Source organism: Lacticaseibacillus absianus, assembly GCF_013407595.1.
GTDB lineage: Bacteria > Bacillota > Bacilli > Lactobacillales > Lactobacillaceae > Lacticaseibacillus > Lacticaseibacillus absianus.
Window position 1 is genome coordinate 63110 of record NZ_JABEKX010000002.1, and the last position, 24601, is coordinate 87710.

21 protein-coding genes and 2 tRNA genes are annotated in these 24601 nt (G+C 59.2%); 19 read left to right on the top strand and 4 right to left on the bottom strand.

What is annotated here, in order from left to right; translation table 11 throughout:
* On the bottom strand, positions 1–768 hold the full coding sequence (locus tag HII33_RS05260; protein WP_179394769.1) for an exodeoxyribonuclease III: 768 nt from the start codon (positions 766–768) through the stop codon (positions 1–3).
* A 137-nt stretch (positions 769–905) separates the two neighbouring features.
* On the opposite strand from HII33_RS05260, the gene murB reads away from it, so the two are divergent.
* The 12 genes from murB (at position 906) to HII33_RS05320 (ending at position 13553) form a co-directional block, all read left to right on the top strand.
* Complete coding sequence (gene murB / locus HII33_RS05265; protein WP_179395749.1) at positions 906–1790, top strand: UDP-N-acetylmuramate dehydrogenase; 885 nt, start codon at positions 906–908, stop codon at positions 1788–1790.
* 19 nt (positions 1791–1809) lie between these two features.
* Positions 1810–3918, top strand: a complete 2109-nt coding sequence (locus HII33_RS05270) for a cation:proton antiporter (RefSeq protein WP_179394770.1) — start codon at positions 1810–1812, stop codon at positions 3916–3918.
* A gap of 150 nt (positions 3919–4068) precedes the next feature.
* The gene (locus tag HII33_RS05275; RefSeq protein ID WP_179394771.1) at positions 4069–4230 is read left to right on the top strand and encodes a hypothetical protein; all 162 of its coding nucleotides are present in this window, start codon (positions 4069–4071) and stop codon (positions 4228–4230) included.
* A gap of 151 nt (positions 4231–4381) precedes the next feature.
* Complete coding sequence (locus tag HII33_RS05280) at positions 4382–4921, top strand: helix-turn-helix domain-containing protein (RefSeq protein ID WP_179394772.1); 540 nt, start codon at positions 4382–4384, stop codon at positions 4919–4921.
* 31 nt (positions 4922–4952) lie between these two features.
* On the top strand, positions 4953–6041 hold the full coding sequence (locus HII33_RS05285) for an ABC transporter ATP-binding protein (protein ID WP_179394773.1): 1089 nt from the start codon (positions 4953–4955) through the stop codon (positions 6039–6041).
* A gap of 11 nt (positions 6042–6052) precedes the next feature.
* A complete protein-coding gene (locus HII33_RS05290; protein WP_179394774.1) occupies positions 6053–6871 on the top strand; it encodes an ABC transporter permease in 819 nt (272 codons plus the stop codon).
* Positions 6868–7677, top strand: a complete 810-nt coding sequence (locus HII33_RS05295) for an ABC transporter permease (RefSeq protein WP_179394775.1) — start codon at positions 6868–6870, stop codon at positions 7675–7677. The genes HII33_RS05290 and HII33_RS05295 overlap by 4 nt, the downstream gene beginning before the upstream one ends.
* Entirely contained in the window at positions 7674–8747 is a 1074-nt protein-coding gene (locus HII33_RS05300; RefSeq protein WP_179394776.1) for an extracellular solute-binding protein, read from the top strand. Before HII33_RS05295 ends, HII33_RS05300 begins: the two co-directional genes overlap by 4 nt.
* Before the next feature lie 199 nt (positions 8748–8946).
* Positions 8947–11478: a M1 family metallopeptidase gene (locus tag HII33_RS05305; protein WP_179394777.1), complete on the top strand. Its 2532-nt coding sequence runs from the start codon at positions 8947–8949 to the stop codon at positions 11476–11478.
* A 193-nt stretch (positions 11479–11671) separates the two neighbouring features.
* Entirely contained in the window at positions 11672–12067 is a 396-nt protein-coding gene (locus tag HII33_RS05310) for an iron-sulfur cluster biosynthesis family protein (protein WP_179394778.1), read from the top strand.
* Between the two features lie 102 nt (positions 12068–12169).
* The gene (locus HII33_RS05315; RefSeq protein ID WP_179394779.1) at positions 12170–13297 is read left to right on the top strand and encodes a GGDEF domain-containing protein; all 1128 of its coding nucleotides are present in this window, start codon (positions 12170–12172) and stop codon (positions 13295–13297) included.
* A gap of 1 nt (position 13298) precedes the next feature.
* Positions 13299–13553 (top strand): hypothetical protein, encoded by a 255-nt coding sequence (locus tag HII33_RS05320; RefSeq protein ID WP_179394780.1) that lies wholly within the window; start codon positions 13299–13301, stop codon positions 13551–13553.
* A gap of 120 nt (positions 13554–13673) precedes the next feature.
* On the opposite strand, the gene HII33_RS05325 is transcribed toward HII33_RS05320, so the two are convergent.
* Complete coding sequence (locus HII33_RS05325) at positions 13674–15446, bottom strand: glycoside hydrolase family 35 protein (RefSeq protein WP_246287329.1); 1773 nt, start codon at positions 15444–15446, stop codon at positions 13674–13676.
* 123 nt (positions 15447–15569) lie between these two features.
* Between HII33_RS05325 and HII33_RS05330 the strand changes: the two genes are divergently transcribed.
* Positions 15570–16445 carry an AraC family transcriptional regulator gene (locus tag HII33_RS05330; RefSeq protein WP_179394781.1) on the top strand — a complete coding sequence of 292 codons (876 nt, stop codon included), beginning with the start codon at positions 15570–15572 and terminating at the stop codon, positions 16443–16445.
* 114 nt (positions 16446–16559) lie between these two features.
* On the opposite strand, the gene HII33_RS05335 is transcribed toward HII33_RS05330, so the two are convergent.
* On the bottom strand, positions 16560–17492 hold the full coding sequence (locus HII33_RS05335; RefSeq protein ID WP_179394782.1) for a helix-turn-helix domain-containing protein: 933 nt from the start codon (positions 17490–17492) through the stop codon (positions 16560–16562).
* Positions 17493–17654: 162 nt separating this feature from the next.
* Between HII33_RS05335 and HII33_RS05340 the strand changes: the two genes are divergently transcribed.
* Positions 17655–20966, top strand: a complete 3312-nt coding sequence (locus HII33_RS05340; RefSeq protein ID WP_246287331.1) for a DUF5107 domain-containing protein — start codon at positions 17655–17657, stop codon at positions 20964–20966.
* Between the two features lie 83 nt (positions 20967–21049).
* Here the strand turns inward: HII33_RS05340 and HII33_RS05345 are convergent, their stop codons facing one another.
* The gene (locus HII33_RS05345; RefSeq protein WP_179394783.1) at positions 21050–22480 is read right to left on the bottom strand and encodes a C69 family dipeptidase; all 1431 of its coding nucleotides are present in this window, start codon (positions 22478–22480) and stop codon (positions 21050–21052) included.
* A 144-nt stretch (positions 22481–22624) separates the two neighbouring features.
* Here HII33_RS05345 and HII33_RS05350 point away from each other — a divergent pair.
* The 5 genes from HII33_RS05350 to HII33_RS05370 all read left to right on the top strand — a co-directional run bounded on the left by HII33_RS05350 (position 22625) and on the right by HII33_RS05370 (position 24562).
* Positions 22625–22695, top strand: a tRNA-Gln gene (locus HII33_RS05350).
* A 19-nt stretch (positions 22696–22714) separates the two neighbouring features.
* Positions 22715–22785, top strand: a tRNA-Gln gene (locus HII33_RS05355).
* 103 nt (positions 22786–22888) lie between these two features.
* Entirely contained in the window at positions 22889–23350 is a 462-nt protein-coding gene (locus HII33_RS05360; protein ID WP_179394784.1) for a DUF6198 family protein, read from the top strand.
* A 35-nt stretch (positions 23351–23385) separates the two neighbouring features.
* The gene (locus HII33_RS05365; RefSeq protein WP_179394785.1) at positions 23386–23910 is read left to right on the top strand and encodes a GNAT family N-acetyltransferase; all 525 of its coding nucleotides are present in this window, start codon (positions 23386–23388) and stop codon (positions 23908–23910) included.
* A gap of 49 nt (positions 23911–23959) precedes the next feature.
* Positions 23960–24562: a histidine phosphatase family protein gene (locus tag HII33_RS05370; RefSeq protein ID WP_179394786.1), complete on the top strand. Its 603-nt coding sequence runs from the start codon at positions 23960–23962 to the stop codon at positions 24560–24562.
* The last annotated feature ends 39 nt before the right edge of the window (positions 24563–24601 follow it).

The following is a 24601-nucleotide window of genomic DNA, read 5'->3' on the forward strand; positions in this document are numbered from 1 at the left end:
TCATGCTCCTAACAGGTCCACCGTCTCCAGCTCGACCGGACAGTGGTCGGAGCCGAGGATCTCGGTGTGGATCTTGGCGTCTTGGATGAACGGCACAAAGTTGTCACTGGCGACGAAGTAGTCGATGCGCCATCCGGCATTGCGGCTACGCGCGCCGAAGCGGTAGCTCCACCACGAATAGATGTCTTCTTGGTCGGGGTAGAAGTGCCGGAAGGTGTCGGTGAAGCCCGCCTCGAGCTGAGCAGAGAAGTCCGCGCGCTCCTCGTCGGTGAACCCAGCGTTGTGATGGTTACTGGTTGGATTCTTCAAGTCGATCGGCTGGTGGGCGACGTTGAGGTCACCGCAGTAGACGAGGGGTTTCTTGGCCGCTAGGGCTTGGGTGTAGGCGAGAAAAGCCTTGTCCCAGTCCTGCCGGTATTCCAGACGCTTGAGTTCGCTGCCAGAGTTCGGGGTGTAGACAGTGATCAGGTAGAAGTTCGGGTACTCTAACGTGATCACGCGGCCCTCGGTGTCGTGCTCGGGCGTGCCGATGCCATAAGTGACCGCCAGCGGCTCGTGCTTGGTGAAGATCGCGGTGCCGGAGTAGCCCTTGCGCTCAGCGTAGTTGAAGTATTGGTGGTAGCCAGGCAATTCAAGCGTCGCTTGACCCGCCTGCATCTTGGTCTCCTGCAGGCAGAACCAGTCTGCGTCTAAGGCGGCGAAGGTCTCATCAAAGTCCTTTTTCAGCACGGCGCGAAGTCCGTTGACGTTCCATGAAATCAGCTTCATGTGCGCATCTCCTATCGGTTGTTGGTCTGCCCCCATTGTACTTGAAAACCGTGCCCGGCTCAAATCGCGGTGGCCGCAGTTCTGTGCTAAACTGATACCAGACAATATTGAAAGGATCTGATCACTTGGCAGCCGAGATGCCAGAGCTGGATGCGATCCGCATCCTTAAGAATGAACGGCTCAGCCGCTACACCTTCACCAAGACCGGTGGCCCAGCCGACCTGCTCGCGTTTCCCCAGACGGTCGCGGCGGTCCAGACGCTGGTCCGTTACGCCCAAACGCATGATTTGCCGCTGACGGTGATCGGGAACGCCTCGAACTTGATCGTGCGCGATGGTGGGATCCGCGGGTTGACCGTGATGCTGACTGAAATGGCGGCGCTGACGGTCACCGGTCACGAGGTGACGGCGCAGGCTGGGGCCCGGTTGATCGACACAACGGAGTTTGCCTACCGGGCGGGGCTCAGTGGGCTGGAGTTCGCCTGCGGCATCCCCGGCAGCGTCGGCGGCGCAGTCTTCATGAACGCCGGCGCATACGGCGGTGAAGTCTGTGACGTGCTGACGACGGCGACGGTGCTGACCCAGGACGGCCAGGTGGTGACCTACTCGAACGCGGATATGGCGTTCGCTTACCGACACAGCCTCGTGCAGGACAACGGGGCGATCGTGCTCAGCGCAACGTTCGCGTTGACGCCGGCCGATAAACTGACGATCCGGACCCAGATGGATGCGTTGAACGCGCAACGCGCGGCGAAGCAGCCGCTGGAGTACCCCTCCTGTGGGTCAGTGTTCAAGCGTCCGCCGGACCATTACGTCGGCCCGATGATCCAGCAGGCTGGTCTGCAGGGGCACGTGATCGGGGGGGCCCAGATCTCGAAGAAGCACGCTGGATTCATCGTGAATATCGACCATGCGACGGCGACCGATTACCTGCGCATGATCGGGTATGTGCAACAGAATGTGTTTGAGCAATTCGGGCTACACCTAGAGCCGGAGGTCCGCATTATCGGCGCCGAAGCCTGAGTCAGAAAGGAGAGACCCTATGCACGTTGTCGAAGCCGTGTTGCTTCTGATCACCCTCGTTATCGCCAGCAATGTGATTAGCCATTACCTTGTGGCCGTGCCGGTGTCCCTGATTCAAGCCGCGCTGGGTCTTGGCGCGGCTTTGCTGTTCGGGCTGCGCATCGACATGGAAACAGACTGGTTCATGCTCCTATTCACGGCGCCGTTGCTGTACAATGACGGCCGGCGCTTTCCACGTAAGGAACTCTGGGCGCTACGGGGACCGATTTTCGGTAACGCGATCTGGCTCGTCTTCTTGATCACGTTCGCCTGCGGCTTCTTCCTGCACTGGCTGATCCCAGCTATGCCGCTGGCCGCCTGCTTCGCGCTGGCCGCCATCATGGCGCCGACGGACCCGATCGCGGTGCAGAGCCTGGCCAACCGGGTCAAGCTGCCGAGCAGCTTGCTGCACCTGATCAGCGGGGAGAGCCTGATCAATGACGCAAGCGGATTGATCGGGTTCAAATACGGGATCGCGGCAGCGGTCACCGGGACTTTTGTGGTCAGTCATGCCGTCGGCGATTTCTTCTTCGTCAGCCTGATCGGCGCGCTGGCCGGCGTCATCTTGATGGCGCTGATCAACCTACTGCGCGTGTGGCTGCTCCAGCAGGGGATCAATGATGTCATCTTGCACACGGTGTTGCAGCTCGTCACGCCGTTTTTGATCTACCTGATCGTCGACGAGCTGATCGGGGCCAGCGGTGTGATCGCCGTCGTCGTGGCGGGACTGGTCAACAACTCTGGGGGCAATCGTTACATTTCGGCCTTGCCGGAGCTTCGGATCGTGTCAGAGCGGACTTGGGATATCGTCGTCTACACGCTCAATGGGTTGATCTTTCTGATCCTCGGAATCGAGCTACCAGTGGCGATGAGCATGACGATCCAGAGTCGTGAGATCAGCACCTGGCAGGCGCTGTTCGACGTCGTCTTGGTCTACCTCGTGATGCTGGCGCTGCGCACGCTGTGGACCTATGGCTATTTGCTGGTCGGCGCGTGGCGGCACCACGATCCGCGGCCGCACTTCAGTATGGCACTGCTGTCTGGCCTGTCCGGGGTGCGTGGCGCGATCACGCTGATTGGGGTGCTAGCGGTCCCGATGACATTGGCGAACGGACGGGCGTTCCCCGAGCGCAGCTTGATGCTCTTCATCGCTGCGGGCTTCGTCGTCTTGAGCCTTGTCGTCGCTGTCGTCGCGTTGCCGCTGTTCACCAAGTCGCGCACGCCACTGCGGGTGCGCGGATCCTCCGTCTCGGCCGATGACGATGCCGTAGCAGAGGCCGCGGAACGCAGCGTGCGGCAGATCACGCCGGTCCAAGCACAGCGCTTCTTATATCAGATGGCGGTGCGACGACTGGAAAGCGAACGGCGGGAGCAGAACCAAAAACCGGTGCTGGACCTGATCACCGAGTATCAGGACCTGATCCGCCGCTTAGACCTGCAAGAAGATGCGAGCAATACGCTGCCGCCGATGGTCCAGGAGGAGATCGCGTTGCGCCTAGTCGGCGTCTCGGCGGAGCTTGATCGCCTCGCACAGTTGTATGACGACGGCGAGATCGCGGAGAAGCACTTCCGCAAGAACCGGCGGCACCTGCTGGCGAAGCGGCGTGACCTGACGGATATGGCGCAACGCAACGGGCATCTGACTGCGCACATGGTCCTCGATAAGCTCCAGCTGCGTGTGCGCCACTGGTGGCTAGGACTCGCCAGTGAGCGTGAGCGCAAGGCCGCGCGCTACCAGCAGCCACTGTACATCGAAAAAGAGCTGGCGAAGGCCGGGCTCAAGGCGCTCAGCACCTACCTAAAAGACCCAGCGCACCGCAAAACGCAGCCGAATCGGCAGGTGATCTACTCCCTGATCGTGCAGTACCGCAATCGCATCGCTAGCGTCAAGGCGCTGACGACGCATAAGAGCGTTCAGTACGAGCGGGAGATGCAGCGCCTCCGCTCGGTCGCCTTGGCGGCCGAACGTGCCGCGATCCACGACCTCCTCGAGCAGGGATACATTGGCGGTAACTTGGCGCAGAAGCTCAGCCAAGGCGTCAACTACACTGAGAACGCCGCAACACTGACCGAATTAGATGATCTCTAGCGCCATCTCACTAGTGCCCGGACCGGGCACTAGTTTTTTTATTGTGCTGACAGTGTTAATGATCGCGTGTTTTTGGGGTTGAGGTCAGTCGACGGGATGCTGCACGTGATGGTGCGGCATCACTTTATTCGGCAAGCCGGGATCAGACAGATGACAAGCACATCTTTGATCCGAACCGATGGGCGCTTCGGGTCGATCGGTGGCAGTATTCTGTTACTCGGGCCGATCATCATCACGACGGCGGTGACCAGTGATTTGGCCAACTATCGTGCCAGCGCTACCGCCAGCTCAGGGGTCGTCTTTTGGGGCTAGAAGGTCGCGGTGTTCGCACGGTCTTGTCATTAAACTGTCATGATTTTTTGGCCGAGTCACGGTTGCATTCCAAGCGGGACTCGGTATAATTAGCAACGCAGTATTAAACTTTCAGTTTAGTTTTACGAAACCAAGGAGAAGGCGGTGTGCTATGGAAATAGGGCAAAAGATCAAGGATCTGCGGATCCAGAAGAATCTGACACAAGAGGAGCTCGGGGAGCGCACCGACCTGACCAAGGGGTATATTTCTCAGCTCGAGCATGATCAGAGCTCGCCTTCGATGGAGACGTTCTTTGATATTTTGAACGTGCTTGGGCAGACCCCGGCGCAGTTCTTCACTGAGACGCGCGAGACACAGCTCGTCTACACCCGTGACGATCAAGTCGAGTACCTTGACGAAGCCCGCGGGTTCAAGCTACGCTGGCTGGTCCCAGAAAGCAACGAGAACGAGATGGAGCCCGTGCGGCTCACTTTCGCACCAGGCGGCACCTTCAAGACGTTCGAACCGTCTCCGGCCGAGACGTTCATCTACGTCGTCTCCGGGCGGGTCACACTTGAGCTTGGCCCTGCAAGCTATACCGCTAAGCGCGGGGAGACGATCTACTTCCACGCCACGCAGCAGCACCGGATCGTCAATGCGGCCAAGACCCGCAGCGAGATCCTGCTGGTCGCCACCGCGTCTTACCTGTAGGCGCAATCGCAATCAAGGAGTTGGAAAAGTTATGAGTAAGACGATCATTGAACTGAAGCACGTGAACAAGACCTACGGCGACACCGTGGTCCTCAAAGACATCAACATCGAAATCGAGCAGGGCAAATTCTACACGTTATTGGGCCCAAGCGGGAGCGGCAAGACCACGATCCTCCGCGCGATCAACGGCTTTTTGGACGTCACATCTGGGGATGTGCTGTTCGGTGGCAAGCGGATGAATGACATTCCGGCCAATGAGCGCAAGGTCAATACGGTATTCCAAGACTATGCGCTGTTCCCGCACATGAACGTGTTTGAGAATGTCGCGTACGGCCTGCGCATCCAGAAGAAGGATAAGCAGGAGATCCAGACTCGCGTGGCCTCTGCGCTCAAGATGGTCCGGCTTGTCGGCTTGGCGGACCGCGAGATCGCAGAGTTATCCGGCGGCCAGCAGCAACGGGTCGCCATCGCGCGCGCGATCGTGCTGGAGCCGGAAGTGCTCCTGCTGGACGAGCCACTGTCCGCGCTGGACGCCAAGCTACGTAAGGACATGCAATACGAGCTACGTGAGTTGCAGCAGCGCTTGGGCATCACCTTCCTGTTCGTCACCCACGACCAGGAGGAAGCCTTGGCGCTGTCCGACGAGATCTTCGTCATGAACGATGGCGAGGTGCAGCAGTCCGGCACCCCGGTCGACATCTATGATGAGCCGATCAACCACTTCGTCGCCGACTTCATCGGTGAATCGAACATCGTCTCCGGTTACATGATCGAAGACTACGTGGTGGAGTTCAACGGCAAGCAGTTCGAGTGCGCCGATGCCGGCATGCGGCCGCATGAGCAAGTCGAGGTCGTGCTGCGGCCAGAGGATCTGGACCTGACGCCGGTCGATCAAGGCAAGGTCACCGTCACGGTGGACACCCAGCTGTTCCGCGGGGACTACTACGAGATCGTGGCCTACGATGGGGCTAAGAACGAGTGGCTGATCCACTCGACGAACCCGGCGCAAGACGGTGAGACGGTCGGGCTGACCTTCGATCCCGAAGACATCCATGTCATGCGGCTCAACGAATCCGAAGAGGACTTCGATGCACGACTGGAGAGCTACGAAGGCGAATAGGAGGGGCGGAATTGAAGAAAAACACGACCAATCTGGCCTTTTATGTGCCATACGGGCTGTGGCTGGCGCTGTTCGTCATCGCGCCGGTGCTGCTCATTATCTACCAAAGCTTCTTCGACATCAGCGGGCACTTCACGCTGAGCAATTACGCCACGTATTTTCAGTCCGGAACTTACATCCTGATGACGATCAACTCAGTGGTGTACGCGTTCATCATCACCGCAGTGACACTGTTGGTGGCCTATCCTGCGGCGTACCTGCTACACAACACGAAGCATAAGCAACTGTGGCTGCTCCTGATCATTTTGCCGACTTGGATTAACCTGCTGCTGAAGGCCTATGCCTTCATCGGGATCTTCAGTCAAAACGGAGGGATCAACAGCTTCTTGGGGATGTTCGGCATCGCGCCGCAGCAGTTCTTGTTCACGGACCTGTCCTTCATCCTCGTGGCGAGCTACATCGAGATCCCGTTCATGATCCTGCCGATCTTCAACGCGATCGAGGAGCTCAACGAGGGGTTGGTCAACGCCAGCCGGGACCTCGGGGCCAGGGGGTGGCAGACCTTCACCAAGGTGATCTTGCCCCTGACGATGAACGGCGTGAAGGCCGGGGTGCAGGCCGTCTTCATCCCGAGCCTGAGCTTGTTCATGCTGACCCGACTGATCGGCGGGAACCGGGTGATCACGCTGGGGACCGCGATCGAGGAGCACTTCTTAGTCACGATGAACTGGGGGATGGGCTCGACCATCGGGGTCGTCTTGATCATCGCGATGTTCCTCATCATGTTCCTGACCGGTGAACGCAAGCGAAAGGGGGCGCGGCCGCGATGAAAAAGTTCAAATTCAGCAACCTTTACCTGATCCTCGTGTTCATCATGCTGTACGTGCCGATCATCTACCTGATCGCGTACTCGTTCTCTAAGGGCGATTCAATGAGCAATTTTCACGGCTTCACCTGGGCACACTACCAGGAGCTCTTCGCGGACACGCGGATGATCCAGATCGTGATCGACACCCTGCTCTTGGCGCTGCTGTCTAGCCTGATCGCGACGGTCATCGGGACGCTGGGTGCGCTGGCGATCCAGCGCACCAGCCGACCGGTGATCAAGAACACGGTGTTGAGCCTGAACAACATTCTGATGGTCTCGCCGGACGTCATTATCGGGGCGAGCTTCCTGATCTTCTTCACAGCGCTCAAGGTGCCGTTGGGCTTCCTGTCGGTGCTGATGAGCCACATCGCATTCTCGATCCCGATCGTGGTCTTGATGGTGTTGCCGAAGCTCCAGGAGATGCGGCAGACCATGCTGGACGCGGCGCGCGACCTCGGCTCCACGACCACTCAGGTGCTGACACGGGTCATCATGCCGTTCATCACCCCAGGCATCCTCAGTGGGTTTTTCATGGCCTTCACCTATTCGCTGGATGACTTTGCCGTGACCTTCTTCGTCACCGGGAACGGCTTCCAGACGCTGGCCGTTGAGATCTACGCCCGCGCCCGCCAGGGGATCAGCCTGGAGATCAACGCGCTGTCTGGCGTGATGTTCGTCTTCGCACTGCTCCTCGTGGTTGGCTACTACTTCATTCAGCAAGGGGCCCAGAGCCGCAAGCAGAAGCATAAGGGAGGCGTGGTCAAGTGAAAAAACTCGTCAGTATGATCGTCGTGATCCTCGCTGTTGTTGCCGGGCTGGGCTTCTGGTCCGCCAGCCTCAAGCAGTCGCAAGGCGCGACGGGGGACAACACGCTAAACTTCGCTAACTGGGGCGATTACATTGACCCGGCGCTGATCAAGAAGTTCGAGAAGCAGACCGGGTACCATGTCAACCAGGAAACCTTTGACTCTAACGAGGCGATGTACACCAAGATCCAGCAGGGCGGCACGGCCTACGATCTGACCGTTCCGTCCGAGTACATGGTCGAGAAGATGATCAAGGCGAAGATGCTGGTTCCGCTAGACAAAAGCAAGCTCAAGGGCCTCCAAAACTTTGGGCGCCTGTACATGGACCGGTCGTTCGACCCGGGGAATAAGTATTCGATCCCGTATTTCTGGGGGACGCTTGGGATCATCTACAACGACAAGTACGTGCGGCGGGAGGAGGTCCAGCACTGGGATGACCTCTGGAATCCGAAGTGGCGCGGCGACATTATGTTGATCGATTCCGCGCGCGACATCTTAGGTTTTTCCCTCGTGTCTATGGGCAAGTCGATGAACACCACCGACCCGACCACCCTGATGCTGGCGAAGACCAAGCTCGACCAGCTGTCGTCGAACGTCAAGGCAGTGGTCGCCGATGAGATCAAGATGTACATGGCCGAAGGGGAGGCGCCACTGGCTGTCGACTGGTCCGGGGAAGCGGCGGACATGATGTGGGATAACTCACACCTGCATTACGTCGTTCCAAGCGAAGGGTCCAACCTCTGGTTCGACAACCTCGTGATCCCGAAGACCGCCAAGCACTTCAAGGCGATCTACGCCTTCTTGAACTTCATGAACGACCCGAAGAACGCGGCGCAAAACGCGGATTACGTCGGCTACTCGACGCCGAACACCGCCGCCTTGCACCGCCTGCCGAAGGACGTCCAGAACGATAAGCAGTTCTATCCGCCGCAAAGTGTGATCAAGAAGTCCGAAGTGTACGCTGACCTCGACCCGAAGATCGTCGGGATGTATAACGACTTGTTCTTGGAGTTCAAGATGTTCCGCAAGTAGTGGTGCGGGCGCCAAGCAGACATGCTTGGCGCCCTTTTTTAGGTGGTGCGTGACGGATTGGCACGCCGACGCGCGACCCGCGGCTCAAGGTGATCTGTCAGCGTCAGGTGGCCCGTTTGGCCGTGGCCAGATTTTTCTCCCCTGTTCAGCGCGCGGAACGAGTATAATGAAGGCAATCTAAATTTTTGCGGAGGTAATTATGGCAGAATCAACGCATTTCTATCAAACTTTCCAGCCTGACCACTATGACTTGTACCTTGACATCGACCGCGGCGCCAAGCTGATCAGTGGGCGCACCACGATCAGTGGGCACGCCAGCGCGGCCGCGATCGCGTTGCACCAGAAGTATCTGACGGTGACGCAGGTCACCGCCGACGGGGCCGTGGTCCCATTCACGACCGACGATGGCGACGAGGCGCTGCGTCTGACGCTGCCGGCCGCCGGTAAGGTGCAGCTGACGATCGACTACACCGCACCGTTGACGGATACGATGATGGGGATCTACCCGTCTTATTACGATCTGAACGGGGTGCGTCAGCAGATCATCGGGACGCAGTTCGAGACGACCGCCGCGCGCCAGGCCTTTCCTGGTGTCGACGAGCCTGAGGCCAAGGCGACGTTCAGCTTGGCGTTGAAGTTCGACGAGCAGCCGGGCGAAACGGTGCTGGCCAACATGCCGGAGAACCGGACTGAAGACGGGGTGCACTACTTCGATGAGACGGTCAAAATGTCCACGTACCTGGTCGCCTTTGCCTTTGGCGACCTGCAGTCGAAGTTGACGACCACCAAGTCTGGCGTCAAGGTCGGTGTCTTTGCGACCAAGGCCCACCAGCCGAAGGAACTGGATTTTGCGTTAGACATCGCCAAGCGTTCGATCGAATTCTACGAGGACTTCTACCAGACGCCGTATCCGCTGCCGCACTCCTGGCAGTTGGCGTTACCTGATTTTTCCGCCGGTGCGATGGAGAACTGGGGCCTGGTGACCTACCGCGAGGCGTACCTGACGCTCGACCCAGACAACACGGCGCTGGACATGAAGCAGCTGGTCGCGACGGTGATCGCGCACGAGCTGGCGCACCAGTGGTTCGGCGACCTGGTCACCATGAAGTGGTGGGATGACCTGTGGCTGAACGAAAGCTTCGCGAACATGATGGAGTACGTCGCGATCGATGCAATCGAGCCGGACTGGCACATCTGGGAAATGTTCCAGACCTCTGATGTCCCGTCTGCTTTGGCGCGTGACGCAACGGATGGGGTCCAGTCTGTCCATGTGCAAGTCGAAGACCCCGCCGAGATCGACGCGCTGTTCGATGGTGCGATCGTCTATGCCAAAGGCGCACGCATGCTGGTGATGGTCCGGGCATTGCTCGGGGACGACGCCTTGCGCAAGGGCTTGAAGGCGTACTTCGAGGCGCACCAGTACGGGAACGCGACCGGGGCAGACCTGTGGGCGGCGCTGGGCGACGCCTCCGGGTTAGACGTCGGGGCGATCATGGCCTCCTGGCTCGAGCAACCGGGCTACCCTGTGGTCACGGCGGCGGTCACTGACGGACACCTGATCCTCAGCCAGAAGCAGTTCTTCATCGGTGAGGGTGAAGATGCTGGGCGCTTGTGGCAGATCCCGCTGAATGCGAACTACGCCGCTGCACCGCAACTGCTGACGACGGCGACGCTGGACCTTGGCGACTACCAGGCGTTGCGTGCAGACGCCGGTGAGGCCTTCCGCCTCAATGTGGGCAACGAGTCGCACTTCATCGTCCGCTACGATGAGACGCTTCTGGCCGACGTGCTGGCGACCGTCGACACGCTGGCCCCGATCGATCAGCTACAGTTGTTGCAAGACCAGCGGCTGCTGGCCGAAGGGGGCCAGCAGTCCTATGCGGCAGTCGTGCCATTGCTGGCGCAGTTTGCGGACACCACGTCGAACGTCGTCTACACGGCGCTGGCGACCGTCGCGGGTAACCTGAAGAAGTTCGTTGACCCTGACACCCCGGCGCAGGCCGCGCTCAAGGCGCTGTTCGACCAGCTCAGCCGGGGCCAGGTGGCACGGCTCGGGTGGTCGGCCAAGCCGGGTGAGTCGAACGACGATGTGTTGATCCGCCCAACGGCTTTGAGCATGGCGCTGTACGCGGACAACCCGGCGGAACTGGCGGCAGCCCACGCACTGTTCACCGCAGCGGCGGATCCAAGCGCGCTGCCAGCGGAGACGCGCCCGTACATCTTGGATAACGAAGTCCGCAACTACGGGACGCCTGCGCTGTTCAATCAACTGATCGACGCCTACCGGCAGACTGCCGATCCGAGCTACAAGGAGAGCATCCGGTGGTCCCTGGTCAGCACCAAGGACCCGGCGCTGATCACCAAGCTGGTCGCGCTGTTCGAAGTGTCGACGACGATCAAGCCGCAGGATCTACGCGGCTGGTTCGCCGGGGTGCTGGGCAACGACCACGGCCAGCAGGCGGCCTGGGATTGGCTCCGCAACGAATGGGGCTGGCTGGAGCAGACCGTCGGTGGCGATATGGAGTTCCCGACCTTCATCACCGTGGTCGCGCGGATCTTCCGCACGTCGGAGCGGCTGGCCGAGTTCAAGGCGTTCTTCACGCCGAAGCTCAGCAACAACGCGCTGACGCGTGAGATCGTCATGGACACCAAGGTGATCGAAAGCCGCGTGGCGCTGATCGCAGCCGAGCAGGCGGCGGTCAACACGGCGGTGGCGGCCGCACTGCAATAAACTTGCCGCATCAAGTGGCGCCATCAAAGGGCCGCGCTGATGCGTCTGGACACCGTCGCTCGACTAGCTCGGGCGGCGGTGTTTGCTTTGGTGCCAGGTTAGTCGCTTTTTGACCCGCAATCTATCCACTTGACGCCGAGTGATTGCACTGGCACGCGAGAGCTGGCACACTGAGTTCAAGGAGGCGAGTGTGATGGCTAAGATCCAACTATCGCCAGCCTTTGTGGCGCTGATGCGGCGCAAGGGGCTGGATAAGAAGACGTTGCTGCTGATCACAGACGATGGGGGCGGTAAGTATTCGCTGCAGGGCGGGGCGTGCAGTATCGGCACGAAGTTCACGCTGATCGTGCGTGCGGCGCCGGACCCCGACTACTCGGTCCCGCTCGTCAACTCGGCGGGCCTTGCCCTGTTCACCTCGGATTACGACCTGATCTTTCTGGGGCCGGGGCTGGCGATGGACTTCGCGGCTGGCGCGATCCAGATCAAAGACGATGCGCACCTGCTGGACTCCGGCGTGCGGATCGCAGACGGTGAGGCTGTCCTGGCGGCGTTTGACCAGGGCGTGATGATCGATGGGACCACGTGCTGACGCCCAAGAGACCCCAATGGGGTCTCTTTTTGGGTTGGGCCTCGCCCATGGCGATAAAATGTTGTAGGCTAGAGGGTAATGAACGACAAGGAGTCTCTGCACATGGCGCTATTTGGCAACACGTTTTTCTGGACGTTTTTTTTCATGTTGGGCTTCGTCGCCTCGGTCGAGCTGATCCAGGACTTGGGGTCGCAGATGGCGGAACGCTGGTTGCACCGGCCGCTTGACGCGTCATGGCTCCTGATCGGCTATGTGCTGATCGTGTTGGTGTGCGTGCGCCTGCTGCGGGTCTTTGCGGACATGGACGTCTGGACGGCCAATGTGTTGCGCAACGGGGCGCTGCTGTATATCAGTACCAAGTTGACAGATCGCCGCGCGTTTCGGGCCCTGCTCGGGGCGACGGCGCTGTCGTTTTGGCCGTTTTGGGACTGGCACTGGGCGGTGCTGGCGTGGTTTGTCGGTGTGCTGGCGCTGCTCGATGGGGTCAATCGGGCCCGGCGCTGGCTGCTCGGCCGAGAGTGGCGCCTGCTGACGGCGGTTGCCGGGATGAGCCTAGTGATGTGGGGCTTCGACGCGTACGCCTACCACACGCCGCTGAACGAAACGCTGTTGATGGCGACCTGCTTCTTTTTGATCCAGTGTGTCGCGCGCGGCTACGATCGACTGCTGGTGTACCGGAAGCACCGGATCCAGACCCTTCAGTACGATACCCAACACGATAGTCTCACCGGCGCGATGAGCCGGGCCAAATTCATGAACGACTTGTCGCGGTGGCGACAGTTGCGCGTCAGCGGCCAGGTCCCACCGGTCTACCTCGCCATGATGGACCTCGACCACTTCAAGGCGGTCAACGACGAGTACGGGCACCTAGCGGGTGACGCGCTGTTGCGCGCGTTCACCCGGAATTGGCGTGACTATATCGACGCGGTCGCCTACCCGTGCAGTCTGTACCGAACGGGTGGGGAGGAGTTCAGCTTGATCATCGCGGGTGGGGCGGATGCGCCAACGGCCCAGCGGCTGCTGACGGACTACCTGGCCCAGCTGGCGACCGTTCGCGCGGCCACGCGGCACGGGGCACTGCCGCTGACGGTCTCGATCGGCTTGACCGCGATCCGCGCCAGCGATGCGCGTAACGAGATATTGATCGACCGCGCGGATGCGCACCTATACGCGGCTAAGCGCGCCGGGCGAGCGCGCTTAGTCACGGATGACCAGGAAGAAGGCGAGTGAGATGACTGAACTGAAGGCCCAATTGACCGCTGCCTTGGCGGCGTCGACCACGACGACCGCTGAGGCGATGGCGCTACGCAACGCGTTGCAGGCGATGGCCAAGGGGCGGACGCCGACGCTTGCAGCCCAGCAGCTGAGTGCGGAGCTCGGCTTCTTGGCCCAGACCATCGGCTTGTCCGCACCGCTCAATGCCTTGTTCGTCACGCTGGTGCGGCAAGGGACCGCGCTGGCGATGCCGAAGCGCCCAACGATATGAGACTGACTGGGATGTAGGCGTGTCGTTCAGAAACGGATGGCGATCAAGAGGCAGCACAACGCCGACACACTGAAGCTCGAGGGTGTCGGCGTTGTGTTGTCTGTGATCTAAACAGCGAAGTTAAATTTGTTTATACCTTGGCGTCTTTCGCAAGCTGAGTTGTTTTTGATACTGGCCTTCGCTTTCGAAAACGATGATTTCGTTATATCCTTTCTTGAGAAGACCATGTGCAATATAAAGTGAGAGGAGCGGGCCAGTCGACCAGAAGCGACCGACGTTAAATCCGTTGACAAACAGGCAACCCTTCCCAAATCCAGTTAGATCGGCAAAGGTATCTTGTGCTGCTTCAAGCTCAAAACCGAACTTGTAAAAAGCTGGTTGGTGAGGTAGCCACGTCTTCGAAAAGTCGACGGCGTCAACGTTGTTCAAAGGGAGCGCACGTTGGCACCAACCAGAGATGAAGTGCAGGTCGGCCATCACACCTGTGCGGAGCCCTTTCTTTTGGGTGTCAGCTAAAAATTTGTGACCGTACTGCACACGCCCCATATTTTCGATCAATAAATCCAGTCGATTAGTTGTTTGCGGCAGATCGGCGGCGATATCGCGCCCGATCTCATTCTGGTATTGCGTCGCAATTAATTGATGATTCACAAATACCTGAACACGATCTCGTGCATCGATCACGCGAAGACGCTGGGTTGGGCTGTCCTGCGGAAGCTCAGCCGTATACAGGGTATACCCGGTGTTCTGGCCAATGTCCTCCATGGTCTTGGGGTACTTGGTCGTGAGGCTGGTCGAGAGATCATCAAGCGTCGAAAAGAGGCTTACTTTATTCATCAAAGGAATATTCAGCAGTTCCATCACAGGTTTGACTCTAGGTGCGGTCTGCTCGATCTCAGGATCATAGGCTCTGAGGACGGCTTGGAGTGCGAAATATTTTTCGGTCGGGTTACCTTGTTCATTTAATGGTGCGTCGTAATCATACGAGGTGATCTGTGGCAGGTCGGTGACACCGCGCGCGGAACAACCATTCATAAAGCCAAAGTTGGTGCCGCCATGGAACATGTAGAGGTTGATGCTGCCAAGCGTGAGTAATGTTTGGATCTCTTGGGCAAAATCAGCGGTATCTCGACGTACGATCGGCTCGCCCCATCGGTTGAACCAGCCGGTCCAAAACTCCATACACATCAATGGCCATTGGCGCTCGTGTGCGGTCAAAAAGTCGCTGAGCGCAGTCATGTTTTCGATGCTATGACTGCCGAAGTTACCTGTTGCGAGAATCCCGTCGTCAACGAGGCTGCCGGTGCGCAGCGCAGCCTGCCATGGCCCATCAGAGGTGAAAAAGGGTTGGGTCAACCCATGCCGCTGCATCATATCCCGGAGAGCGCGAAGGTAATCCTTGTCATCACCATATGAACCGTATTCGTTTTCAATTTGAAACATGAGAATGTTGCCGCCATTCGATAGTTGCAGGGGAATCAGTCTGGGTATTAGCTCGCTATAGTAGGCGTCAACGCGGTGAAGATATTCAGGATCTGATGAGCGAATTCTGATTGTCGGAGATTTGAGTAGCCAGGCAGGGGTCCCCCCAAATTCCCACTCGCCACAAATGTAAGGGGAGGGGCGAACGATCGCGTAAAGGCCCAGAGACTGTGCACAACGAAGAAACGCGACGAGATCGTGACCCCCGGCAAAATCAAATTTGCCTTGGTTGGGTTCGTGGATATTCCAAGGAACAATCGTCTCGACTGTGTTGAATCCCAGCGCCTTCAAGTTGTACAAAGAGTGTTCCCAATCAGAAGGATGAATGCGGAAGTAGTGGATTGCGCCGGAAATAATTTTGAAGGGTTTGCCGTCTAGCATAAAGTCTGTAGAAATTTCAAATTTAGACAATAACTCACGTCCTTTGCTATACTTTGGGTGTTCTTTATCCCGAAACAAGAATAGCGTCTCAGCGCTAAATAAAGAATATTCAATTTACCTAAAACATGGATGATATGCCAGGAGATGAAATTGTTGATCAGACCCGAAGACTCATTTGACGCTGAGCGGACGATGCTGTTTCCGAACGCCGGGAACGCAGAGGATGTCCAGTCGCCGCTCATCGAAGGGACGCTTCCGGTGGAAATGGGCTACTACGCGGTTGCCCGACACCATTTCCGTGAACGACCGTCTGGTGAACCGAATTGGATCTTAGTGCACTGCATCGCCGGCTCGGGCACGGTGGGGATAGGCGATCAGATTTACACGCTCAGCGCGAACCAGGTGATCTGTTTGCCACCGAACGTTGCGCATTTCTACGGCGCGAGCCAAAATGATCCTTGGTCAATTTTGTGGTGCCATTTTTCTGCAGGTGGGGCATATGCAACAATGGTTGCACGTTCGACGCGAGAAATCCTATCGAGTGGCCGGCAGCAACTCGTCAAAAAACGGTGGACGGAACTTTTTGATTTGTGCAGTAAAACGTATCAATTCGAAAATGCGGTTTGCGCGAGTAATCTGCTACGCCTGCTTCTGTCAGAGATCTACCTATTACCTGACCAGCAATCGCCCAATATGGAAAATGCTCGACTTGAGATCGCCATTCGGCATATCAAGCATCATCTATCGGAGCGGGAAACGTTATGTCAGTTGGCTGATGACTTAGGGACCTCAAGGAGCGCGCTATCAGAGCTTTTCCATCGGGCCTATCAAACTGGCCCGATCGAGTATATGATCCAGCTGCGGATCGATAAGGCCTGCGAGCTTCTGCGCTTTAGTACGTTGCGGATCTATGAGGTGGCGACCGCGCTTGGATATTCGGATCCACTATACTTTTCGCGGCAGTTCAAGCAGATCGTGGGGGTCTCCCCGAAGCAGTACCGCTTGACGTCTAGTCGTATCGGTCGGTAAGCACTATCCGCGTGTCGCAGATAGGTCGGTAACTGATGACATAAACAGCTGACCACCCCTCGACTGATCTGTTGAGGGGTGGTCAGCTGTTTGTGGTCTCACCGATCTGTTGGCTCATGTCCGACCACCCTCAGTCAGCGGATCTGGCCGCGGAAAGTGGCGCTGCTGTCGGTAGGTCCTCGGCGCCACCCCGAACCGCTTCTTGAAGACACGGGAAAAATAGTACTGGTCGGCATAACCCACGCGTTGGGCGATCTGCTGAACGGAGAGTGCGGTGTCTTGCAGGTAGTGACTGGCTTGTTGGGTCCGGATGTCGGTGACGAACCGATTGATGCTCGTGCCGACGGTCTGGCGAAAGATCCGGTTGAGGTAGCTCTCGGAGACGCCTACCTGCGCGGTGAGCTGGGCGGCCGTGATCGGCTCGCTCAGGTGGGCATAGATGTATTGGATCGTCTGGGTGATGTAGTCGTTGCTGGTGAAGTGATCGCCTCGGGCGCTCTCGGTCTGGAGCGCAATATAGGCTAGGGTCATGGCGAGCACTTGGGACGCGTAGAAGACGCCTTCGAACGAGAACCCGGTGGAAAGCGACCGGATCATCTGGCCGAACTGAGACATGAGCAGACTGATATCGGCTTCGGCGGTCAGCTGGACGTGCACGAAGCCATCCCCTTGCCGGGCTTCTTGGGGCAGGTAGTCGGCGACGAGCGCACCGGTGAAGTGGACCCAGAAAATATCCCAAGGCGCCTCCGCCGACGCGTAATACGTGTGGAGGCGATCGGGCGGCAGCAAGACGATCGACCCGCGGGTGACCGGCCAGGTCTTGGTGGCCGACCGAACCTCTCCGCGGCCGTGGGTGCAGAAGATCAAGATCCACGCCTTGGCCCCGTGCTCGCGGTGAACGTAGTGGGCGCGTGCGCTCGGATAGAACCCGAGGTCCGTCATGTAGAGCTGACGGATCACGCGGGAAAACTTGAAGTGGTTCAGGATCTCAGGCGGGAGCACGTATAAGTACTCGTTGGCAAACCCCTCTGTTTTTTGCGTTGTCATGGCCCCCCTTATCAACTGGTTCGCGCCGCCTAACCGTATCACGAACGGCGCTGATGCACAATCTAAGGTTGCGGATCGTCCATCAAAAGGCGTGCTTCGTGTATTTTGTCTCGCCGCGCCCCGCGATAGCATAGTGACAACAAGTTGAAAGGGGTCTTCATATTGTCAGCGCACACACATACAGCCGCTTCGGTCTCACTCGTCCACCGATCACTGACCATCCCGACATACGGGACGAGTCGACCGGAGAAGAATCCGATGTTCCTTGAGAACCGGGTCTACCAGGGGAGTAGCGGTAAAGTCTACCCCTATCCGGTGACCGAGCACGTCGATCGCACACCGCACGACCAGACATATCAAGCGGTGATCATGGAGAATCAGTACCTCCAGGTCACTTTTTTGCCAGAGCTCGGGGGGCGCATTCAACGGATGTTGGATAAGACCAACGACTATGACTTCGTCTACTACAACCATGTCATCAAGCCTGCGCTGGTGGGCCTGACGGGCCCCTGGATCTCTGGGGGGATCGAGTTCAACTGGCCGCAGCACCACCGGCCGGATACTTTTTTGCCCATCAATCACTATGTCGAGGCGCACGCCGACGGGTCGAAGACGTTGTGGATGAGCGACGTGGACAGGATGTACGGTACGAAGAGCCTCGTCGGGTTCACCATGTTTCCGGACAAAGCCTACTTGAGGCTCGACGAGACCTTCTCGAACCCCACTGAGTTGCCGCAGACCTTCTTGTGGTGGGCGAATCCGACGGTGCCTGTCAACGACCACACGCAGTCGATCTTCCCACCCGACGTGCACGCAGTCTTTGATCACGGCAAGCGGGCCGTCTCGACGTTCCCGCTGGCCACAGGGGAATACTATAAGGTGGACTATTCGGCTGGGGTGGATATCTCCCGGTACAAGAACGTGCCCGTGCCGACGAGTTACATGGCGGCGCATTCTGACTACGACTTCTTAGGGAACTACGACCACGAGAAGCAGGCGGGGCTCCTGCACGTGGCGGATCATCACACCAGTCCAGGCAAAAAGCAGTGGACTTGGGGCAACGGTGACTTCGGTCAGTCGTGGGACCATCAGCTGACGGATCATGACGGGCCTTATATCGAACTGATGGTTGGCACATTCACGGACAATCAGCCCGACTTCACGTGGCTCAGCCCACACGAAGAGAAGCACAGCACCGAATACTTCATGCCGTACAAAGCCGTGGGCGCGGTCAAAAACGCGACCATCGACGCCGCGGTCAACCTGGAGAAAGACGGCGATGACGTGCGGATCGTCGCCTACGCGACCGCCGTGTACCCCGATGCGGTGATCACGCTTCAGCAGGCCGGCCAGCCGCTGTTTCGAACGGTCGTCACGCTGAGCCCGGTCCAGACGTTCGCGACCACCCGTCACGGTGTAGGGGGCACGCCGCAGTCGCTGACTGTGACGATCACGGCCGCAGACGGCCGGTTGTTGGTCGCGTACACACCGGACGCGCCGCGACTCGAGCCGACCCCTGAGGCGGCCAAGGCGATCGAGCGCCCGGAGAAGCTGCAGACGATCGACGAACTGTTCTTGGCCGGCCAACACTTAGAACAGTACCGGCACGCGAGCTTTCGGCCTGAGCAGTACTACGAAGAGGGGCTCAAGCGGGACCCTGGGGACGAGCGGCTCAACGATGCGCTGGGGCTGATGCGCTACCGCCAAGGCGTTTTTGCCGAGGCCGAGACTTATTTTCGCCGCGCGCTACGCCGGCAAACGGCGCACAACACCAACCCTACGTCGGGCGCGATCAGTTATCACCTCGGGTTGAGCCTGGCGAAGCAGGGGCAGTACGATGCGGCTTACGACGCTTTTTGCAAGGCGTCGTGGGCGGCGGACACGCAAGCGGTCAGTTGGCTGGCCATGGCCAAACTGAAGCTGCGCAAGAATGACCTGACCCAGGCCCTCGAGTGCTTGACCCAAGCGCTCGTGCGCAACGGCCACGACCTTGAAGCGCGGGCCTTGAAGGCGCATTGCTTGCGCCGCCTGGGCCGCCTGGATGAGGCGACGACCTTGCTTGCGGAAAGCCTGAAGCTCGATGCCAGCGCGCCTGCGTTGCTCTTTGAGCGGGCCAAGCTCGCTGACGGCGAGACCTTTGGTCGCCAGCTGGCGGGCTTCGTCAGTGCGCGCTTGGATGATGTGCTAGCGCTTGCGCAGACGTATTTTGAGGCGGGCCAGGCGCAAGACGCGCTGGCGGCGCTGGCGCTATACGCCGGCGAGCACGCGCTCAAGGCGTACTATCAAGCCTATGGCTACGCCGCGGTGGGGGCACGCGCCAAGGCACAAGCGGCCGCACAGAGCGGGGCCGCACAGAGTCCAGATTACGTCTTCCCGAACCGCTTGTTCGACGTCTTGGTCTTGAACCTGATCCGGACGCTGGCGCCTGAAGATGGGCTGGCGGCTTATTACCTGGGCAACTTCTACTATGATCGGCGCCAGTACGCGCTGGCGACGACGCTCTGGACGCAAGCCGTGGCCCTGAAGCCCGACTACGCAATGGCCTACCGGAACCTAGCGATCGCCGACTACAATAAGCAGGGCCAACGGGCGCAGGCGCGGGAACACTTGGAAAAAGCGCTGGCGTTAGATCCGACGAACGCGCGCCTGGTCTTTGAGCTGGATGCCTTGTACCAGAAGCTCAACCTGCCGTTGACTGACCGGCTGGCGTTCCTGCAGGCGCACTGTGAGTTAGTCGAAGCGCGCGACGACAGTACGATCCAGCTGATCACCTTGCTCAACGAGACGGGCGATCACCAGGGGGCCTACGAGATGATCATGGCGCGGACCTTCCACCCGTGGGAAGGGGGCGAAGGCAAAGTTTCGGCGCAATATGAGTTTGCGTTGATCGAACTGGCCAAGCGTGACCTTGCCCAGGGCCAGGCGCAAGCCGCGATCGCCAAGCTGGTGCAGGCGCGGACCTACCCGCGCAGCCTTGGTGAGGGGAAGCTGCCGATCGCCCATGATAATATCATCGACTTCACTCTTGGCTTGGCCTACAAGCAGCTGGGGGACACCGAGAACGCCACGGCGCACTTCGAGGCCGCGACGCTTGGCTTAAGCGAGCCGACCAGCATGATGTACTACAATGATCAGCCGGCCGATGCGCTCTTCTATCAGGGGCTCGCCTTCGAACAGCTGGGCCAGCCCGCCCGTGCGGCAGGCAAGTTCTACAAGCTGCTCCGTTACGGCGAGGACCACGTCTTCGAGACTTTCCAGATGGATTACTTTGCGGTCTCATTGCCAGACGCGCTGGTCTTCGACGAGGACTATCAAGTGCGTCAGACGACGCACTGTGACTATCTGATGGGCTTGGGCTACTTGGGACTCGGTCAGACCGAGCGGGCGCAGGTCATGTTCGACCGCGCACACCAGCTGACGAACAGCCATCAAGGCGTGATCCGACACGCCAACTTCGCACGCCCTGCAGTTTGACCGCGGGCCAGACACACAAAACCACCGGGCGCCTCCGCCTGGTGGTTTTGTGTGTCGTGAGGGTCATGCAGGCCGCGCAGCGCTCACAGGTTCTTATCCATGTTGAAGGTCAGCTGGGATAGCTCCAGGCCCTGCATCACCATGCTGGCGATCTGACGCTTGGCTTCGGCTTTGACGGCAGCGACCAGCTGATAGTTGGCCTGTGTCAGCGCGTCGGTCAGCGCCTGGCCGCTCAGGTCCTGCGTCGCCGCGTCGGTCTCGGCGAGGTGACGCCGGTACTGGCGGTAAGACTCGGTCAGGTAATCGCGATTCTGCTGGATGAACTTGCTGTAGTGGCTCTCGACCAGCATTCCCAAGCTGCGGTGCAACCAGTAGGCGGAATCGCTGTCCAGATCGAGCGACAGCGGTGTGTTCGAGTACGACGGGTCGGTGTCGTCGGCGTTGCAGTAGAACGGCACATACGGGCTGTAGGTCGGCAGGCCGATGTTCAGCCACATGATCGCGGCCTGGCCTTCCGGGACATCGTTGCGCAGTTGCAAAATGTGCGAGTTCTGCGTCCGGTTGAGGCCGATCGGACGGTAGCGCAGGCGGTCAGCGTCTGACCCGTGGCCCAGCGGATCGAAGCGCGTCTCGTTGTAGTGCGAGCCGAGGATCTGCGCGATGTCTTCGCGGGTGATCAAATGGTCGGTCCGCATGATGAACGGCATCTCCGCAGATTCTGGCGTTTCCGGCGTCTCCGGGTTCAGGATGTGGTGGGCGTACCAGACGCGCGGCGTGTTGTAGTGGCGGTCTTTCTCGTTCATCGTGCCGAAGATGTGCCGGAAGTTCCAGCCTTGTTTGTCGGGGTTGAGGTGGTGCGCGTCAACGAATTCACGGATCCCCTCACTCCAAATAAAATTGTCTGGGTCATCGAAGTCAACTTGCTGGATCGAGACCTGGTTGGCCGCGACGGCGTAAGCGTCATCGGGAATGCGCTGGGCGACCCAGTGGTGGCCGGTGACGATCTCCATATACCAGACGTTGTCCTTATCGGAGAACAGGACCGAGTTGCCCGCGGGGGAGCCGTACTGGCGGATCAGCTGGCCGAGGTACTCGACCGCATGGCGCGCGGATTCAACGAAGGGGAGGGTCATATTGACGATCAGATCCTCATCCAACCCGTCTTCGACCAAGGGATCGAACGCGAGCGTGCGCTCGTTGCCGTAGGTCGATTCGGTCGCAGACATCGCAACGTTCTTGGCGTTGATGCCACTTTCCTCATAGTCGCCCAGGTGTTCGGTGTCGACGTTCGGCACCGCATTGTAGCGGTAGCCGTTCTCTGGCAGTGGCGCTTCGAAGCCGTTGAGTGGTGACTTGACGCGCAGGCCCTTGTCACCCTTCCAGCCCGGGTGCATGTAGAAGCGGTGCGGTGCCAGGACGTGGAAGGTGTCGTCATTGCGCGCGATCATGGTGCTGCCGTCGATACTGGCGCGCTTGCCGACGAGGATCGACGTGCAGGCAGTGTCTTTTTTCATTTGGTAGACCCCTCTTTTCCAAAGTGTTGCCCTTAGTGTACCCCCAACGCCGCGGAAAGCAAAATCGTGGTGATGAAAAAAATCGCCCAACCAGTTGACAGACAGGCGATTATCGCATAAACTAATATTCGTTCGTTAAGTCATTGGGTAGTAGCGAAGTGGTAACGCAGTGGACTCTGAATCCATAATCATAGGTTCGATCCCTATCTACCCAATCCTGGCCTCCTTCCTCATTGGGTAGTAGCGAAGTGGTAACGCAGTGGACTCTGAATCCATAATCATAGGTTCGATCCCTATCTACCCAATCCTGACCGTCTCCTGCAGAGGAGGCGGTTTTTTCGTGGTTTGGACAAGCGCCAAGGGACACGATATAGTGGATAAGGCCACTATCTCGAAGGAGGGCGTGTGATGACCCCACTCAATAAGACGCTGGCAGGGATCTACCGGCTGACCAAGGGCGCGATCAACCAGCAGCTGGCGCACCTGGATATCCGTGCGACGCAAAGCGACTTGCGCTTGTACAGCGGCGAGTATCCCGATCAGCTGCAAAAAACGATCGCGACGGCCAACTGTGTCGATCCATCACTGCTGGCGGTCGGGGTGTTCTTCGAGGTCAACTCGCGGACGATCATGATGGCAGGCGAGGGGATCGCCGCAGCGTTCGCTTTTCGGGTCAAACGCGCCTTTGCGGTGATGAAGGTGCGTTGTGATATCGGCATGATTGTCATGGCGATCGGGTTGGCCCTGCTCTTTCGGCATCAGCTGGTCGGGGTGCGCGAGGGGACACTGATCGCCGCACTGTTGACCGGTCGCTTCGTCGGGGTGATCGAGGCCCGGGCACCGCGCTTGACGGCGTGGGTCCGGGCGTAACGCGAAACACGGGAACGAGACGAGGAGGCGAGCAGATGATCTACACGACAGACCGCTTGATCGCGCGGCCGATGACCCCCAATGACCTACCGGCGTTGCGTCGCACGCTGATGGATCCGCACGCGATGGAGGCGTATGCACACGCCTTCACGGAAGACGAGGTGCAGGCGTGGTTGGCCAACCAACTGCGCCGCTACCATGAGGATGGGTTCGGCCTGTGGGGGCTAGTCCGGCGCAGCGGCGGCGGCTGGGTCGGGCAGTGCGGACTGACCATGCAGACGTTCAACGGACAGGCGGTGGTCGAGATCGGCTACCTCCTCCAGCGCGATCAGTGGCACCAAGGCTACGCGATCGAGGCGGCCCAAGGTGCCAAGCAGTACGCGTTTGCCCAACCTGCGATCACGCGGGTCTGGTCGATCATTCGCGACACGAACCTCGCCTCGATGAACGTCGCGATCCGCAACGGCATGGTGGTGCGCGGCCGCATGATCAAGCATTATTACGGGCAGGCGATGCCCCATCTTGGCTTTGCAGTGGATCGACCGGCTGACGGCGTGTGAGACTTCGTGTATACTGGTGGAAGCACTTACGCTGGGAGGAATTATGACCATGGATCTAGTTGTCGTTCGACACAGTATCAGCGTCGCCAACCATGAGGACCTGATCTCCGGTGCCGCCGATGTGCCGCTGTCTGACGCGGGGATCGCGTATGCCGAGCAGGTCCGAGACGCCTACGATTGGGCGCGCTTCGACGCCGTCTACGCAAGCCCGCTACAGCGCGCACACCAGACTGCGCGGATCTTGACGCGTGACCGGTCCGATATCCAGCTGGACGAGCGGCTGGTGGAAATGAACTTTGGGGAGTGGGAAGGGCAGACCGTTGAGCCGATCCTGGCCGCGCACCCGGATGCCTTCGACTACACGGGCATGTTCAATGAGAACTATTCTCGCTATGCCGCCGGGGCGGAGAGCTACGCGGCGCTGATCGCGCGGGTCGCGGCTTTTTTGGCCGACCTGGAGGCGGCGCAGCCGGACAAAAACGTGCTGGTGGTCGCGCACGGCATGACGATCCGCGCGCTGATGGCCGCCGCGCTACACGCCCCTGTCTTTGGGTTCGGCAGTGTGCATAACGCGACCCTCAGCCGGCTTCACTTTGATGAGCACGACGGGTTCCGGCCGCGCCTTGAAGTCTTCGATCACCAACTTGTCTGAACCGCCAAAAGCCACCTAACTTGACCGCGCACATCTTGT